The sequence below is a fragment of the Salinibacter altiplanensis genome, from assembly GCF_002894645.1.
GTDB lineage: Bacteria > Bacteroidota > Rhodothermia > Rhodothermales > Salinibacteraceae > Salinibacter > Salinibacter altiplanensis.
Window position 1 is genome coordinate 364,190 of the sequence record NZ_NCQY01000009.1, and the last position, 14,917, is coordinate 379,106.

The following is a 14,917-nucleotide window of genomic DNA, read 5'->3' on the forward strand; positions in this document are numbered from 1 at the left end:
CAGGGGAGCGAGGGAAGGGTTGCGGAAGAATGGTGCCCCCGGTCGGAGCCCTTCACTCCTCCAGCCCCACCCGCCGAAAGATGCGGTCCACGTTGCGGACGTGGTACGTCGGGTCGAACGCCTCTTCAATCTCCTCGTCGGACAGCACCGCCGTGATGTCGTCCGACGCGGCGACCACGTCCTGAAACGGGCGCTCCTCCTCCCAGGCCGTCATGGCAAGGGGCTGCACGCGGTCGTAGGCGTCCTCTCGGTTCAGGCCCTTGTCGATCAGCTTCAGCAGGAGGCGCTGGCTGTTGTAGAGGCCGTAGGTCTCTTCCATGTTTTCGCGCATGGTGTCCTCGTAGACCACCAGGCCGTCGATGATGCCGCGGAAGCGACGGAGGGCGTAGTGGAGCAGCGTCGTGGCGTCCGGCAGCACGACCCGCTCGACCGACGAGTGGCTGATGTCGCGCTCGTGCCAGAGGGCGACGTTGTCGAACTCGCTGTTCATGTAGCCGCGCAGCAGCCGCGCGCAGCCGGTGATGTTCTCCGAGCCGACGGGGTTGCGCTTGTGCGGCATGGCGGAGGAGCCCTTTTGCCCCGCACTGAACGCCTCCTCGGCCTCCCGCACCTCGCTCCGCTGCAGGTGCCGCACCTCCACGGCCATCTTCTCGAGCGTGGCCCCGATGCCTGCAATCACGCTGAGGTAGTTCGCGTGCCGGTCGCGCGAGAGGATCTGCGTGGAGATGGTGGCGGGCTTGAGGCCGAGCCGCTCACACGTGAGGCGCTCCACCTCCGGCGGGATGTGGGCGAACGTGCCCACGGCCCCGGAGAGCTTGCCCACGCGCATCTCCTCGGCCGCCCGCTCGAAGCGCTCCTTCTGGCGTTTCATCTCGTCGTAGTAGCGGGCCATCTTGAGCCCGAACGTCGTCGGCTCGGCGTGCACCCCGTGCGTGCGCCCCATCGTGAGCGTGTGCTTGTGCTCCCGCGCCTTGTCCGCCAGCGTCTCGATCATCCCCTCAAGCTGGGTGCGGATGAGGCTGTTTGCCTTCTTGATCCGCACCATGTAGGCGGTGTCCACCACGTCGGTGGACGTGAGGCCGTAGTGCACCCACTTCTTCTCCTCCCCGAGCGTCTCGCTGACGGCCCGGGTGAAGGCCACGACGTCGTGCTTCGTTTCCTTCTCGATCTCGTGGATGCGGTCGACGTCGAAGGCGGCCTCGTCGTAGAGCGTCTCCACGTCCTCCGGCGGGATGGCGCCAATCTCGCTCCAGGCGGCACAGGCGGCCAGCTCGACGTCGAGCCAGGACTGAAACTTCTGTTCTTCGCTCCAGAGGTCGCCCATCGGCGGGCGGGTATAACGGTCGATCATCGGGGGACGAAACGTGGTGTAGGAGTGGGCGTGAGGATGGCCGCTTCAAAAAGTAATGGAGGGACGGCGGCGAATGCCAGTACTTGGCCCAAAACACAAAACGGCCGATGCCCCGTGGAGGGACACCGGCCGCTTCAGAAGCTGTTTGGTGAATTGATGTTCAGCCGAGACACAGTGGGCGAAGCTGCAAAATGGCGCCCAAATGAGTCTCTGTAGCGGAGCTACCGGGCGAATGCAGAAGCCCTTTTGCGCGAGATCCACGAAGTCGCAGGCCACAGAGTGTACGCCAAACAGCTTCTCAGCGCTCAAACGAGATCCATCGGCGTTAGAACGTCTCCAGGTAGCGGTCCAGCTCCCACTGCGAGACCGACGCGAGGAACTCGGTGTACTCCTGCGTCTTGGCCTGCGCAAACTTCTCGCTCACGTGCGGCCCCAGCGCGTCGAGGACCACATCGTCCTTCTGCAGGGCCGTGACCGCCTGGCCGAGCGTGCTCGGGAGCGTCTCGATGCCGCGCGCCTCGCGGTCCGCCTCGGTAAACTCGTAGATGTTTTCGCGGACCGGATCGGGGGCCGCGTTACCCTTCTCGATGCCGTCCAGCCCGGCGTGCAGCATCGTCGCGAGGGCCAGGTACGGGTTGCTCGACGGGTCCGGCGAGCGAAGCTCGATGCGGGAGGCCGCCGGGACGCGAGCCGCCGGCTTGCGGACGAGGGCCGAGCGGTTGACGTCGCTCCAGGCGACGTAGATCGGAGCCTCGTACCCGGGCACGAGCCGCTTGTAGGAATTGACGGTCGGGTTGCAGATTGCCGTCAGGGCCGGCGCGTGTTCCAGGATCCCCCCCAGAAAGTCGTAGGCGGTATCGCTCAGGTTAAACTCGTCGCCCCCGTCGTGGAAGGCGTTCTCCCCATTCTCGAAGAGCGAAAGGTGCGTGTGCATCCCGGACCCGTTGATGCCCGCAATCGGCTTCGGCATGAACGTGGCGTGCACGTCGTGCAGCTCCGCGATGGCCCGCACGACCGACCGGAAGGTGGCGATGTTGTCCGCCGTGGTCAGCGCGTCGGCGTACTTGAAGTCGATCTCGTGCTGGCCCTGGGCCACCTCGTGGTGGCTCGCCTCCACCTCGAAGCCCATCGCCTCGAGCGTGTAGATGACCTCCGCCCGAATCTCCTGCGCGAGGTCTTTCGGCGCGAGGTCGAAGTAGCCGCCCGCGTCGTGCGTCTCGGTGGTGGCGCGCCCATTCTCGTCTTTCTCGAAGACGAAGAATTCCGGCTCGGGCCCGGCGTTCAGTTCAAAGCCCATCTCGCCCGCCCGATCGATGGCGCGCTGCAGCACGTAGCGCGGATCGCCCACGAACGGCTCGCCGGTGGAGGTGTCGATGATGTTGCAGATGAGGCGGGCCGAGATGGTGTCGTCGCCCCGTTGGCTCCGCCACGGAAGAACCGCAAAGGTGTCCGGATCCGGGTCCAGACGCATGTCGGATTCTTGGATGCGGACGAAGCCCTCGATGGAGGAGCCGTCGAAGTAGATGCCTTCTTCGAATGCCTTCTCGGCCTGATGGGCCGGCACGGAAACGTTTTTGACGGTTCCCAGAATGTCGATGAACTGGAGACGCAGGAAGTCTACGCCTTTGGCTTCAATCTGCTCAAGAACGTCGGTTTTGGTTGGCATTGATGATCGGAAGGATTGATTTGCGGGGAAGCGGAGTGGCAGAGGCCCGAGCCGCACCGGCCGGCCCCCTGGGAGAATTCACCGCCGGCCGATCCTACTCGTCGGATGCCGCGTCGTAGTCGTACAGCTCCATCGGCTCGGTGGGCACGGTGCGCTCTTCTTCAAAGGTGCTGAGCACGATGCTCGTGGTGGTCTTGCTGACGCCGGAAATGGCCTGGATGTCGGAAAGAAACCCCTCCAGGGCCGTCGTGTCCGCCGTCCGCACCTTCATCAGGTGCGAGCCGTCTCCCGTGATGGAGTGGAGCTCCAGGACCTGCTCCATCTCCTCGACCTGGCCGACGAAGTTGGGGTAGTGCTCCGACCCATCCACGGACACGCGAATGAAGGCCGTGATGTCGAGGCGAAGCCGCTTGGCATCGACGACGGCCCGGTACCCCTCGATGACGCCTCGTGCCTCGAGCTTGCGCATCCGCTCACTGACGGCCGAGATGGAGAGGTTTACCTCCTCGGCCACGTCGCTGCGCTGCATGCGCCCGTCGCGCTGGAGCAGCTCTAGAATTTTCGCGTCGATTTCGTCGATGCGGGGAGCCATGGCGGTGCTGATCTTATCTCTTTTTCTCACGCCTCCACCCTACGCGACTTTCTTTGGTTTGTCAAGCCAAACGGGCAAATAATTCTACAAAACCCGTAAAGATCATTGATGGAAGCGCTTCGCGTATCGACCGAAGCGGCGGCGAGCCGATGAAAGCGGTTCCGAACGCAAGGACTTGCGGTCCGTAGATTTCTCGTGCTGAGCCAACATCTTCATTCTTCCGGCGAAAAAGCCCTTCGGAGAAACTGCACCGAACCCGCCGTTTGGGGGCAAGTAGGAGACGCCTTGCATGGGGGCTCGTCCAATTCTCATTGCACACGTCCGATCATATGCGCATCCTGGTCACTGGCGCCAACGGCCAGATTGGAAGCGAACTCGTCGAGGTGCTGCGCGAGCGGCACGGGACCGGGCAGGTGGTGGGCCTGGATTTAAACCCGCCCCCAATGGCCACCGATCAGCCCTCGCGTGCCCCCTCTTCGAACGCCCCGTTCGAGGTGGCGGACGTGCGCAACCGGGAGGCCCTGGCCGACGTCCTCGACCGCCACGAGGTTGGCTCGATCTATCACCTGGCAAGCCTGCTCTCCGCCACGGGCGAGCAGCATCCCGACCGCGCCTGGGACGTCAACATGAGCGGGCTCAAGACCATTCTGGACCTTGCCCGAAGCCGCCCTGTGGAGAAGGTGTTCTGGCCCAGCTCCATCGCCGTGTTCGGCCCCACCACCCCACGGGAAGACACGCCTCAAAATACGGTGCTCGATCCCACCACCATGTACGGGGTGACCAAGCGGAGTGGGGAGCTGCTGTGCCGCTACTACCACCGCCGCTACGACCTCGACGTGCGGAGCCTGCGCTACCCGGGCCTCCTCAGCTACAAAACGGCCCCCGGCGGCGGCACCACCGACTACGCGATCGACATGCTGACGCAGGCCGCGGCGGGGCGGGACTACACCTGCTTCCTGAAGCCCGACACGCGGCTGCCCATGATGTACATGCCGGACGCCATTCAGGGGACCCTCGCCCTCATGAACGCCGACGCGGACGCCCTGTCGGTGCGGGACAGCTACAACACAGGTGGCCTCAGCTTCTCCCCGGAGGAGCTGGCCGCGACAATTCAGGCACGCGTGCCGTCGTTCAGCTGCAGCTACGCGCCGGACGAGCGGCAGCACATCGCCGAGAACTGGCCCTCTTCAGTCAACGACGACGCGGCCCGGACCGACTGGGGATGGGCGCCGGAGTACGACCTGGAGGCCACGACCGCAGACATGCTCGACCACCTGCGAGAAGGCGCACCGGAGCACGGAGACATTGCCGAGGGAGAGCATAAAAGTGCCACGGCCTAGGGGCGGGCCTTCTCCCCTCAACATCCGGCCCCGCTCCTCCCGCTTGCCACTCCTTGGCAGCCCCCCAACTGCTCGTTTGGACCCCAACCCGATTCTCCCATACCGCCATGCCCATGACCGACGACGTTGCGGCCGACTTCCGGCAGACCCTGCAGGAAATTAAAGACGCCGGCACCTACAACGAGGAACGCGTCATCACCTCGCAGCAGGACGCCGACATCGAAGTTGAGGGCGGCCAGCACGTCATCAACTTCTGTGCAAACAACTACCTTGGGCTCGCCAACCACCCGGAGATTATGGACGCCGCCAAGCGAGGCGTCGACCGGTACGGCTTCGGCGTGGCCAGCGTCCGCTTCATCTGCGGGACCCAATCGGTACACAAGGACCTGGAGCACGCCCTGTCCGACTTCCACGAGACGGACGACACGATCCTGTACAACTCGTGCTTCGATGCCAACACCGGCCTTTTCGAAACCATTCTCGGGGAGGAGGACGCCATCATCAGCGACGCGCTGAACCACGCCTCCATCATCGACGGCATCCGGCTCTGCACGGCCGACCTGCACGTCTTTGACCACGGCGACATGGACGACCTGGAGGCGAAGCTGCAAAATGCACAGGACGCGGAGACCCGCTTGATCGCCACCGACGGCGTATTCTCGATGGACGGGGACGTGGCCAAGCTCGACGAGATGTGCCGCCTGGCCGACACGTACGACGCGCTCGTGATGGTCGACGAGTGCCACGCCACCGGCTTCATGGGCGAGGGGGGCCGCGGCGCCAGCGAGGCGAGGGGCGTGCTCGACGAGGTCGATATCATCACCTCCACGCTCGGCAAGGCCCTCGGCGGCGCTACCGGCGGCTTTACGACCGGCCGGCAGGAGATCATCGACCTGCTGCGGCAGGAGTCCCGCCCCTACCTCTTCTCCAACGCCATCGCCCCGATGATCGCCAACGCCAGCCTCAAGGTGCTGGAGATGCTGCAGGAGAGCGGCGAGCGGCGCGAGCAGATCTGGGAGAATGCCCGCTACTTCCGGAACGAGATGGAGGAACGGGGCTTCGAGATCAAGTCAGGCGACCACCCCATCGTGCCCATCATGTTCTACGACGCGAAGACGAGCGGGGCCATCGCCGACGAGCTGCTCGACCGCGGCATCTACGTCATCAGCTTCAGCTACCCCGTGGTGCCGGAGGGCGAGGCCCGCATCCGCGTCCAGATGTCCGCCGCCCACTCGCAGGACCAGCTCGACCGCGCCATCGACGCGTTCACGGAGGTCGGCCGCAAGCACGACGTAATTGACTAACTCAGGTGCACGTTGAAGGTTAGGTAGCATGTCGGTGCTGTGAGAACTGCCCTTTCAGGAGGGAGAAGCCATGCCTTCTGACTGCTCCCATCAAAAGTTTTGAGGACCGACACATCAAGCCCACGCCTTAAGAGTCCATAGTTGAATTCTCACGCTACTGTCAGTGCTCGTATGGAATCGGATGAGACCGAGACTGTTGAACTGTCCCTAGATACGACGGACGACGCCTCCCCGGTGAAAGTGAGACTCAAGCCTTTGACAGTCATCTTAGGTACGAATGGAACTGGAAAATCCACACTTCTTCGACAGATGGCAGGTTCTGAGAATCCTCGTCGTGGCGGGGGGAAGTTAGAGGCGGCTGGCTTTGAGCCTGTCACATTTGTGGAAGGGGGTCGCATTGCTGACGTACCCAATAATTTGCGGATACGTAGCCACGACTCCTTTGATGAAGGACTCTCAGAGTCTTGGGGAAATGATATTCGACGCGCCAAGCGGGGAGAGTTACGCTCTCGAACCAATCAAATATTTGACGCTCTCAGACGTGAGACCAGAAAAGTTAAAGAGCAGCATTCTGATCAGGTGAACGAAGCTCAGAGGAAAGGGCTCGAAGCTCCTGAAAGGGAAGAGCCCCCGTTAGATAGAGCATTCAGGCTCTTCTCCGATATATTTCCAGCAATTGAGCTAAAAGCAGACTCGGCTTCAAACGAACTCAAAGCATCGAAATACGGAAATACATATGACGCTTCGGACCTCTCAGACGGTGAAAGGCAGGTGTTAACCCTTCTTGCAGATCTCGCCGTTCATGGGGCAGGAGAAGCGGTACTCGTAGACGAACCAGAACTCAACTTGAATTCAGGATTGGCAATCAGGGTCTGGGAGACGATAGAGAAGGAAGTGCTCACCCGTTTCCAGGAGACATACTTTGTGTACGCAACTCACTCATTGAGCTTTGCCTCCCGACCAGCTGTAGACCAAGTCATAGTTCTGGACAACAGAGCAAAAGTTGCTGCCTGCGTTGATTCCCCATCTACCCTTCTGAAGAATGAGACGATTACCTCTGAAGATTATCTCGGTGCTTTAACTACCATCGTGGCTACCCCAGCTGCCCTGATTACGGAAGGAGAAGATGAGTCCGTGGATCGGGCGTTTTACCAGTGGATTATAGGAAAAGAGTGGGGGCGAGAGCGGAACGGGGTACCGGTAGTTCCTATGCAGGGCAGTTCAAGCGTGAGAGGCGCAGTCAAGCAGGAGGGAGTCTGGGATGAACTCCGAGGCAACACTCAACTAGTAGGCATAACTGACCGAGATTACTTAAGCGACTCTCAACTGAGGGACTTGGAGGGTGGAAACCTAGTGGTTCTTGATTTGCACGAAGTGGAGTCCCACTTCTGTCTTCCAAGAGTCCTCTGCGATTTGGCAGAGGAGCGCGTTGTGGAAGACCAGCCTACCGAGGAGGATATTGAGGAGAAGATTCTGGAGTACGCAGCAAGCGAAAAAGTGGCTGTTGCCGCGAAGCGTGTATCGGAAAGCACAAGATTGTCGCTTTCTGTTTCTGTAACGAATGAGCAGCTCGACGAGGCGGACTCTACCGAAGAGGTAGCAGACATACTGTTAGGAGCCGCAGAAGATAATCTCGAGGCCGCAGAGAGTCGGCTCGGTAGTGACCAGACGAAGGATACTTTCGAGCAAGAGCTACACAGGCTGGATGAGGCTATTGAAAACCGCAATGTGGAAGAAATCCTCAAGCTGTGTCCGGGGAAGGAACTGCTCAAGCGTTTAGCACACTTTGCAGGCTGTTCTTCCAACGATCACATCATGAGAGCAGCTGAAGAGCATCTTGACCCATCAGACTATCCGAATCTCAGGGGTCTAAGAGACGAATTGCGCACTGCACTCGATGTGACACCTTCAGTCCCTACATCTTAGGAGGCTGAGCCCTGGAAGTAGTTTGGTGGGCCAGTCTCGGTTTGCTTCTGCTATGTAACCTACCCCCAATACTTTGACCTTTGACTTTCGATTCACTCTGATTTTATGAGACACACTCACCGGCTTCCCTCAGTTCTCTGCATCCTCACTGCCCTGCTGCTCCTGGCCGTTCCGGTGAGTACCGTCCACGCCCAAGACGAAAACTCGGTCGGCCCTACACGCACCCTCCCGCCCGACACGGCGATCACAAAGACCGATCGCGTGACGGTGAAGGGCCAGGAGGTGCCCTACGAGGTGACGACCGGCACGCAGCCGGTGTACGGCGACGACGACAGGGCCACCGCCTCGCTCCACTACACCTACTACCGCCGCTCGGACGTCGAGAACCGTGCGGAGCGCCCGCTCATGGTCTCCTTCAACGGCGGCCCTGGCTCCGGCTCCCTCTGGATGCACCTCGGCTACACCAGCCCCAAGCACCTCCTCATCAGCGACGAGGGATACCCCGTGCAGCCGTACGGCGTCGAGGACAACAACCAGTCCATCATCGACGTGGCGGACATCGTGTACGTCAATCCCGTCAACACCGGCTTCTCCCGCGTGCTCGGTGAGGACACGGACGCGGAGCAGTTCTTTGGGGTGAACGCCGACGTGGACTACCTGGCGGACTGGATCGACACGTTCATTTCGCGGCACGACCGGTGGCGCTCCCCGAAGTACCTGATTGGGGAGAGCTACGGCACCACCCGCGTCGCGGGCCTGGCCGGCGAGCTCCAAAACAGCCACTGGACGTACCTGAACGGGGTCATCCTCGTCTCTCCTACCGGCCTTGGGATGGAGCCGGCCGGCCCCTCCCCGCGCTCCGAGGCGCTCAAGCTGCCCTACTACGCGGCCACGGCCTGGTACCACGAGCAGCTGCCCGACGCCCTCCAGAACCGGGACCTCTCCGCCCTTCTGTCCGAGGTCGAGGACTATACCGTCGAGGAGTACATCCCGGCCGTCACGCGGGGCGGCTTTATCGACGACGCCCGCCGGCAGACCGTGGCCCAACAGGTGGCCCGCTACGCGGGTCTCTCCGAACAGTTTGTGCGCAACCACAACCTGGCCGTCCCCTCGGATGCCTTTTGGAAGGAGCTCCTCCAGGACGAGGGCCACACCGTGGGCCGCCTCGACTCGCGCTATAGGGGCGTGGACGTGAAAAATGCCGGGGACAGCTACGACTACCCGGCGGAGCTCACCGCCTGGAATCACGCTTTCACCCCGGCCATCAACCACTACCTCCGCGATGAACTGGGCTTTGCGACGGACCTGCAGTACAACACATTCGGCTCCGTCTACCCCTGGGACGACGACAACAACCGTACCGGGGCCCAACTCCGCGAGGCAATGGCCCAAAACCCGTACCTACACGTCATGGTGCAGTCCGGCTACTACGACGGGGCCACGGACTACTTTTCGGCCAAGTACGTGATGTGGAATCTCGGCACGCGAGAGACGATGCGCGACCGGCTTCGCTTCGAGGGCTACCGGAGCGGGCACATGATGTACCTGCGCTCGGAGGACCTGGCGGCCTCCAACGAGGACATCCGCACGTTCATCCAGAACTCGATTCCGGACGAGGGGACACCTGCCCGATATGGTCCGGATCAGTAGGACGAAGGACCGTCAGTGGGCTCACACTGCCCTTCTTGGCTACATCTCCGCCACGACCTCTAGCATGTCGAGCGCCGTGATGACCCCACGCACCTCCCCCTTCGTGGTGACGAACACCCGGTGGATGCCCCCGCGGTGCATTACCTGCGCCACCTGCTGAATGGAGGTGTGCTCGCTCACGTCGTAGACCTGCGGGGTCATGACGTGCTCGACGGTCGTCTCTCCTCCGTCACTGATCTGTAGATTCTCGAGGTCCTCCTCAGCGTACTCGGTTTCAAGCTCCGAGCGGTAAAACGAGGCGGGCCGGTCGGAGGCCGGCTCGCCCGCCGTGCCGTTGTACCGCGCGATGTCCGTCAGGGAGACCACGCCGACGAGCTGGTCGTCCTTCACGACGGGCGCGCCGGAGATGCCGTGGTCGGTCAAGAACTGGGCGACCCGGTCGATCGGCCAGCTGGCATCAACGGTCTGCACGTCCGCCGTCATCAAGTCTTTGGCGCTGTTCCACTTCATGAGAGGCGAAAGAACGGTTGTGGGAAAGAGATCCGAGCGCGTATGACAATATCCCTATTGGTCGCCCACCCCCGTGTTGCATGGGCCGCGTGGATCGGCGGCGAATTCCACTGCTCCCTGCCCCTGTGCTCGTCCGACAAACGGAACCCGATGGGGCCCCACTTCGTGCGCACGGCTACGACGAGAGGGCCCGTAGCTCAGTTGGTTAGAGCCGCCGACTCATAATCGGCTGGTCGCAGGTTCGAGCCCTGCCGGGCCCACTCTTCGCGCCCGGCAAAGCCCCAGGGCCCCTCCGGTCTGCCTCCCCTTCGCGTGTGCGCCTCGCCCATGTCCCGCCCGATCCAACCATGTCCCGCCCGATCCAACAGGTCAAGTGGAAGCGTGCATCGGACGATTCGTACACCGATATCACCGACGCGATCGACAAGGGCGTGCTCTCCGCGACGCCCCATCCGGAGGAGGCCATCGACCGCCCCAAGGGCTACTCGGTCCAACTGACCCTGGCGCCCGACAGCACCGACCTTGCCGAGGCACTTCAAGAGGCCCTGCTGGATCTGGACCCGGCCCGGATGGTCCTGCACCTTGAGGGCGTCGAGGAGCCGATCTCGTCCCTCCCGGTCAGTGTGAGCAAGGTGCCCCACCTGGGCACCCAGAACACGGCGGAGCTCGGCGTTCCATCAGAGGGACACGACAAGCTCCACGGGCACATTTGAGCGTTTGCATCTTTTGAGCCGGGCGGCGGCCCACGAGCCTTCCGGGACTGCGTCTCGCACCTGTCCGGGTCGCCCTGCTCGCTCTTCCCAACCCTTTTTCCTCTATGGAGCCTCCTCAGAGATCCTCAACCGGCGATGGGTCTGCCCGGCAGCCCTTTTCGTGTCCGGAGTGTGATCGGACCGTCGGGCACGCGAACGTTCTTACCGGGGACTTTGCCTTCGACGACGTGACCCCCAGAACGACTCGCCCGGACGGGTCGCCCGAGTTTCAAAAGACGGGCATGGAAGGCGGCCCCCAGAAGGCCATCGAGTTGCGATGCGACTTCTGCGGCGAGGAGTTCATGTTGGGGGTGGAGACCGGCGACGCAGATTAGCCCCTCACCGCGGCGATTCATCGGGGCTCGACGGGGTCGTTGCCCCTGACGGCAACTCGGCGCTGTAGAACCAGGAGAACCCCCCTGCGATGACGATAAACGCCAGGGCAAGGCCTCCCATCTCTCCGAGCGAGGTCTCCGGGGCCCCAATTTCCGGAAGGGCCACCAGTCCCCCGACGAAGACGACGAACGCGAAAATGAACAGTCCGAAGTATTCGACGATCACCTTCATTACGCAGCGGCGGTCTCGGCCTGGTCAACAAGATCGGCTAGAATCCAGAGCGACGGGACCCACAGGCCCACAAAGATCGCGGCTTGGTCGCTGCCGCTGAACCAGAGGTAGAGGGAGAGGGCGAGTGCGACTACGCCGGCAGCGAATATCCACCCTTTGCTGTTGGTCATGAACCGATTGGGATTCTGGGAGACGCAATGTGCGGGAAGCACGTGAGAAACCTGGCTCACTGCTTTTTGGAGAAGTGTCTCATTCCTCTAATTTTAGTACGGCGGTCGACGCACACAGGATCCGCCCCCGCAGATCGTTGCAGCCGTTCCACATTGTGCCGGTCCACGGGCCTACTCGGTACTCCCCCCGACAGCATCCTGGTGGCGGAGGGCCAACACGCTTCCAATCCCGAGGTTGATGGCGGTGCCGAGGGCCGTGTACCAGGGCCAGCCGATCGTGCGCAGGCGTGCCTCTTCTATGCGGACGTCCGACGGGTTCAGCACAAAGATCCACCCTTCCGCGGGGCTGTGCCACACGCCAAAAATGACGAGCACCATCCCTCCAATCGAGGCGACAAACGCCACGAGCGCATCGGCCTGGCGGGTGCCGTTGTGCCACAGGCCGAGCAGGAAGGCCCCGAGCAGCCCCCCGTACGTAAACGAGGCAATCGACAGGCCCAGCTCCACGACGGGGTTGTTGCTATCCTGAAAGAGGCTCGCGAAGCCGACAAAGACGACGCCCCAGAACAGCGTAAGAAGTCGCGAGAGGAGCAGCCCGCGGTCCACACTCACGGAGCGGCCTGAGATGCGCTCGTAGAGGTCATTGACCGACGAGGAGGCCAGTGCGTTGAGCGAGGAGGAGAGGGAGCTCATGGCCGCCGCCACGATGCCGGCCAGAATGAGCCCCGAGAGGCCTGCCGGCAGGCCCTCGATGATGTACTTGGGAAACACCTCATCGCCCCGCTGAAGCCCAAGCGCGTCGACGGACGCCCCGTCGTAGTGTCCCCACAGGAGCAGTCCCACCCCCAGGAACAGGGCAAACTGCACCATCACGATGAGGGCGCTCCCGACAACCGCCTTCTGGCTGTCCGCCTCGGTGCGGCAGGCCAGCAGGCGCTGCACGATGAGCTGGTCGGTGCCGTGGGAGGCCATCGAGAAGATGGCCCCGCCCACCACGGCCGTGCCCAGCGTGTAGGGCTGCGTCCACCAGCGCCCGAACGACTTGTCCAGGCCGAGGTCGATCAGATTGGTCTTGCCGGCCGCCACCGCCTCCCCCCACCACCCCGGGGGCACATCGCCCAGCAGGAAGCCGATGGCCGCGAGCGCCCCGCCCACATAGAGCCCCATTTGCACCACGTCCATCCACACGACCGCCCGGAGGCCGCCTACCAGCGTGTAGACGGCCGTCACGACGCCGATGATCAGGATGATCTGGACGTAGGTGGCCTCCACGCCCGCCATGTTGGCAACTACCTTCAACGGGATGGCCGTCGCGAAAAGGCGCACGCCGTCCGCCAGCAGGCGCGTTCCGAGGAACGTGACCGACGCGGCCCCCTGCATCGCGGACCCGTACCGGTTGCCGAGGAAGGCGTAGGCCGTTTCCAGTTGGCCCGCATGGTAGCGGGGCAGGAGATACACCCCGACAAGGATGCGCCCCACCAGGTACCCGATTGTGATCTGCAGAAAGGCAAGCGTCCCCCCGTACGCCACGGCCGGCACGCCCACCACCGTGAGCGTGCTCGTTTCCGTGGCTACCACGGAGAAGCACACGGCCCACCACGGCAGGTCTCGCCCCCCAAGAAAGTAGTCCTCGGTAGACTCCTGCGTCCCGCCCGCCCAAACCCCGAAGGCCACCACGCCGAGCAGGTAGGCCGTGAGGACGACAAAGTCCAGCGTTGTAAGCATAGACGGGAGCAACAAGTTGGAACCCAGCATCCGTGGACACAGCGTCCTCCCCCACGCGCACAATCTCCCCATGCCCAAACGAAGATCACGACGAGGACGCAGAAGCGCGAACGGGCCCTCCGCCTTTCGTCTCTTCCGTGCTCTCCCACACTACACGGCAAAAATCTCAGCGCAGGGCCGCACGGTCCCGTCGGCATGGTCCCGAAACCGGAGCAACAAGCGGAGGGATGTACGGTCCTGCCCCCACGAAGAGAAACAGGACTCCTCCACCTGCCCGTGACGCTCCCAGGCAATCACAGACACCGAGGAAAGCGGGGCACATGGCGGTTTCTCATTCGTCCAGGCGACGAGCACGACGCAACGCCCCCACGACCGGCTCATGCCGAAGCACCTCTACAGACCAGTCGGGGATCTGGTCGGCAAGGACGCGACGAAGCACCCCTGCGTAGTGTTCGTTTCGGAGCATCCCCCCAAGCAGCGCAACTCGGGGCGCTACATCGTCCGTCTCGCTGAGCAGCCATTCAACCTGCCGCACCAGCCTGGCAACCTGGGCGTCCAGGATGTCTGTCGCCACCGCGTCCCCATCCGCGGAGGCCTCAATCACAAGCGGGGCCACGTCTTGGAGGGCCGGCCGGTCCTGATACACCCAGTGGATGAGGGCGGCCCGTTCGTCAACGTCATACTCCTCGGCGATGCGGGGACGAAGAGAGGTGTCGGCCCCTCCGTCGAAGGCCTCCGCGACGGCCCGCAGGCCCGCCTGTCCCACGGCGTACCCGCTGCCCGGATCCCCCAGAAGGTGCCCCCACCCTCCAACCCGGTGGGCCGCCCCCGCCCGCGTCCGGGCAAGCACGACAGAGCCAGTGCCCGCAATCACCACAAGCCCACTCTCCGCGTCGAAGGCCGCGTCCAAGGCAATACAGGCGTCATGCACAACCTCTACGGAGACCGACCCCGCGTCGTCCCCGAGTTCGCAACGAAGCCGATCGGCGAGCGCCTGCTGTTCGTCGGGGCGACCGGCCCCGGCCACCCCCGCACAGACCGACAGGTGGTCGACGGGCCGTTGGGCCCGAACAGTCTTCTGCACCAGGCCGGACAGCACCTGGACCGACCGGTCCACCCCTACTCGTTGCGGGTTTGCGGCAGGCCCATGCCGGTCGATTCGTTCCGGAAGGGCCTCGCATTCGGCGAGCAGCAGCGTCTTGGAACCGCCGGCATCGAGTCCGGCGAAGAAGTGATTTGCAGGCACAGAGACAGAGCCGGTGTCGAAAATGGGGTGCGGGATGCATGCGGGTGTTTCGCCCACAGCCGCCGGTTGACCAACGGCTTCGCTACGGCGAGAGTCAGTATAGGAACTGGAGGACAGA

14 protein-coding genes and 1 tRNA gene are annotated in these 14,917 nt (G+C 63.0%); 7 read left to right on the plus strand and 8 right to left on the minus strand.

What is annotated here, in order from left to right; translation table 11 throughout:
* Positions 1-52: 52 nt before the first annotated feature.
* The 3 genes from purB to B7R93_RS04835 all read right to left on the minus strand — a co-directional run bounded on the left by purB (position 53) and on the right by B7R93_RS04835 (position 3,609).
* Positions 53-1,351, minus strand: coding sequence for an adenylosuccinate lyase (gene purB / locus B7R93_RS04825; RefSeq protein ID WP_103019688.1), 1,299 nt, complete (start codon positions 1,349-1,351; stop codon positions 53-55).
* A 325-nt stretch (positions 1,352-1,676) separates the two neighbouring features.
* Positions 1,677-3,017 (minus strand): type I glutamate--ammonia ligase, encoded by a 1,341-nt coding sequence (glnA, locus tag B7R93_RS04830; protein ID WP_103019689.1) that lies wholly within the window; start codon positions 3,015-3,017, stop codon positions 1,677-1,679.
* Positions 3,018-3,111: 94 nt separating this feature from the next.
* Positions 3,112-3,609 carry an Lrp/AsnC family transcriptional regulator gene (locus B7R93_RS04835; RefSeq protein WP_103019690.1) on the minus strand — a complete coding sequence of 166 codons (498 nt, stop codon included), beginning with the start codon at positions 3,607-3,609 and terminating at the stop codon, positions 3,112-3,114.
* 329 nt (positions 3,610-3,938) lie between these two features.
* Between B7R93_RS04835 and B7R93_RS04840 the strand changes: the two genes are divergently transcribed.
* The 4 genes from B7R93_RS04840 to B7R93_RS04855 all read left to right on the plus strand — a co-directional run bounded on the left by B7R93_RS04840 (position 3,939) and on the right by B7R93_RS04855 (position 9,829).
* Positions 3,939-4,949 carry an NAD-dependent epimerase/dehydratase family protein gene (locus B7R93_RS04840; protein WP_103019691.1) on the plus strand — a complete coding sequence of 337 codons (1,011 nt, stop codon included), beginning with the start codon at positions 3,939-3,941 and terminating at the stop codon, positions 4,947-4,949.
* A 113-nt stretch (positions 4,950-5,062) separates the two neighbouring features.
* A complete protein-coding gene (locus tag B7R93_RS04845; RefSeq protein WP_232798021.1) occupies positions 5,063-6,253 on the plus strand; it encodes a glycine C-acetyltransferase in 1,191 nt (396 codons plus the stop codon).
* Between the two features lie 171 nt (positions 6,254-6,424).
* Positions 6,425-8,179, plus strand: a complete 1,755-nt coding sequence (locus B7R93_RS04850; RefSeq protein WP_103019693.1) for an AAA family ATPase — start codon at positions 6,425-6,427, stop codon at positions 8,177-8,179.
* A gap of 105 nt (positions 8,180-8,284) precedes the next feature.
* Positions 8,285-9,829, plus strand: coding sequence for a S10 family peptidase (locus B7R93_RS04855; RefSeq protein WP_103019694.1), 1,545 nt, complete (start codon positions 8,285-8,287; stop codon positions 9,827-9,829).
* A 39-nt stretch (positions 9,830-9,868) separates the two neighbouring features.
* Here B7R93_RS04855 and B7R93_RS04860 read toward each other — a convergent pair whose 3' ends face one another.
* Positions 9,869-10,339 carry a CBS domain-containing protein gene (locus B7R93_RS04860; protein ID WP_103019695.1) on the minus strand — a complete coding sequence of 157 codons (471 nt, stop codon included), beginning with the start codon at positions 10,337-10,339 and terminating at the stop codon, positions 9,869-9,871.
* Positions 10,340-10,525: 186 nt separating this feature from the next.
* Between B7R93_RS04860 and B7R93_RS04865 the strand changes: the two genes are divergently transcribed.
* The 3 genes from B7R93_RS04865 to B7R93_RS04875 all read left to right on the plus strand — a co-directional run bounded on the left by B7R93_RS04865 (position 10,526) and on the right by B7R93_RS04875 (position 11,426).
* A tRNA-Ile gene (locus tag B7R93_RS04865) sits at positions 10,526-10,599 on the plus strand.
* A gap of 87 nt (positions 10,600-10,686) precedes the next feature.
* Positions 10,687-11,052, plus strand: coding sequence for a hypothetical protein (locus B7R93_RS04870; protein ID WP_103019696.1), 366 nt, complete (start codon positions 10,687-10,689; stop codon positions 11,050-11,052).
* Between the two features lie 104 nt (positions 11,053-11,156).
* Positions 11,157-11,426, plus strand: a complete 270-nt coding sequence (locus B7R93_RS04875; RefSeq protein WP_232798022.1) for a hypothetical protein — start codon at positions 11,157-11,159, stop codon at positions 11,424-11,426.
* A 4-nt stretch (positions 11,427-11,430) separates the two neighbouring features.
* On the opposite strand, the gene B7R93_RS04880 is transcribed toward B7R93_RS04875, so the two are convergent.
* The 4 genes from B7R93_RS04880 to B7R93_RS04895 form a co-directional block, all read right to left on the minus strand.
* Positions 11,431-11,658: a hypothetical protein gene (locus B7R93_RS04880; protein WP_103019697.1), complete on the minus strand. Its 228-nt coding sequence runs from the start codon at positions 11,656-11,658 to the stop codon at positions 11,431-11,433.
* Complete coding sequence (locus tag B7R93_RS04885) at positions 11,658-11,828, minus strand: hypothetical protein (protein ID WP_162862933.1); 171 nt, start codon at positions 11,826-11,828, stop codon at positions 11,658-11,660. The genes B7R93_RS04880 and B7R93_RS04885 overlap by 1 nt, the downstream gene beginning before the upstream one ends.
* 171 nt (positions 11,829-11,999) lie before the next feature.
* Positions 12,000-13,553 (minus strand): sodium:solute symporter, encoded by a 1,554-nt coding sequence (locus B7R93_RS04890; RefSeq protein ID WP_103019699.1) that lies wholly within the window; start codon positions 13,551-13,553, stop codon positions 12,000-12,002.
* A gap of 331 nt (positions 13,554-13,884) precedes the next feature.
* A complete protein-coding gene (locus B7R93_RS04895) occupies positions 13,885-14,799 on the minus strand; it encodes an N-acetylglucosamine kinase (protein WP_103019700.1) in 915 nt (304 codons plus the stop codon).
* Positions 14,800-14,917 lie beyond the last annotated feature (118 nt).

What these genes read in the sequence shown, in the direction of transcription:
- purB (WP_103019688.1), bottom strand. Translation starts at nt 1,351, where the DNA reads ATGATCGACCGTTATACCCGCCCGCCGATGGGCGACCTCTGGAGCGAA.
- glnA (WP_103019689.1), bottom strand. Translation starts at nt 3,017, where the DNA reads ATGCCAACCAAAACCGACGTTCTTGAGCAGATTGAAGCCAAAGGCGTA.
- B7R93_RS04835 (WP_103019690.1), bottom strand. Translation starts at nt 3,609, where the DNA reads ATGGCTCCCCGCATCGACGAAATCGACGCGAAAATTCTAGAGCTGCTC.
- B7R93_RS04840 (WP_103019691.1), top strand. Translation starts at nt 3,939, where the DNA reads ATGCGCATCCTGGTCACTGGCGCCAACGGCCAGATTGGAAGCGAACTC.
- B7R93_RS04845 (WP_232798021.1), top strand. Translation starts at nt 5,063, where the DNA reads ATGACCGACGACGTTGCGGCCGACTTCCGGCAGACCCTGCAGGAAATT.
- B7R93_RS04850 (WP_103019693.1), top strand. Translation starts at nt 6,425, where the DNA reads ATGGAATCGGATGAGACCGAGACTGTTGAACTGTCCCTAGATACGACG.
- B7R93_RS04855 (WP_103019694.1), top strand. Translation starts at nt 8,285, where the DNA reads ATGAGACACACTCACCGGCTTCCCTCAGTTCTCTGCATCCTCACTGCC.
- B7R93_RS04860 (WP_103019695.1), bottom strand. Translation starts at nt 10,339, where the DNA reads ATGAAGTGGAACAGCGCCAAAGACTTGATGACGGCGGACGTGCAGACC.
- B7R93_RS04870 (WP_103019696.1), top strand. Translation starts at nt 10,687, where the DNA reads ATGTCCCGCCCGATCCAACAGGTCAAGTGGAAGCGTGCATCGGACGAT.
- B7R93_RS04875 (WP_232798022.1), top strand. Translation starts at nt 11,157, where the DNA reads ATGGAGCCTCCTCAGAGATCCTCAACCGGCGATGGGTCTGCCCGGCAG.
- B7R93_RS04880 (WP_103019697.1), bottom strand. Translation starts at nt 11,658, where the DNA reads ATGAAGGTGATCGTCGAATACTTCGGACTGTTCATTTTCGCGTTCGTC.
- B7R93_RS04885 (WP_162862933.1), bottom strand. Translation starts at nt 11,828, where the DNA reads ATGACCAACAGCAAAGGGTGGATATTCGCTGCCGGCGTAGTCGCACTC.
- B7R93_RS04890 (WP_103019699.1), bottom strand. Translation starts at nt 13,553, where the DNA reads ATGCTTACAACGCTGGACTTTGTCGTCCTCACGGCCTACCTGCTCGGC.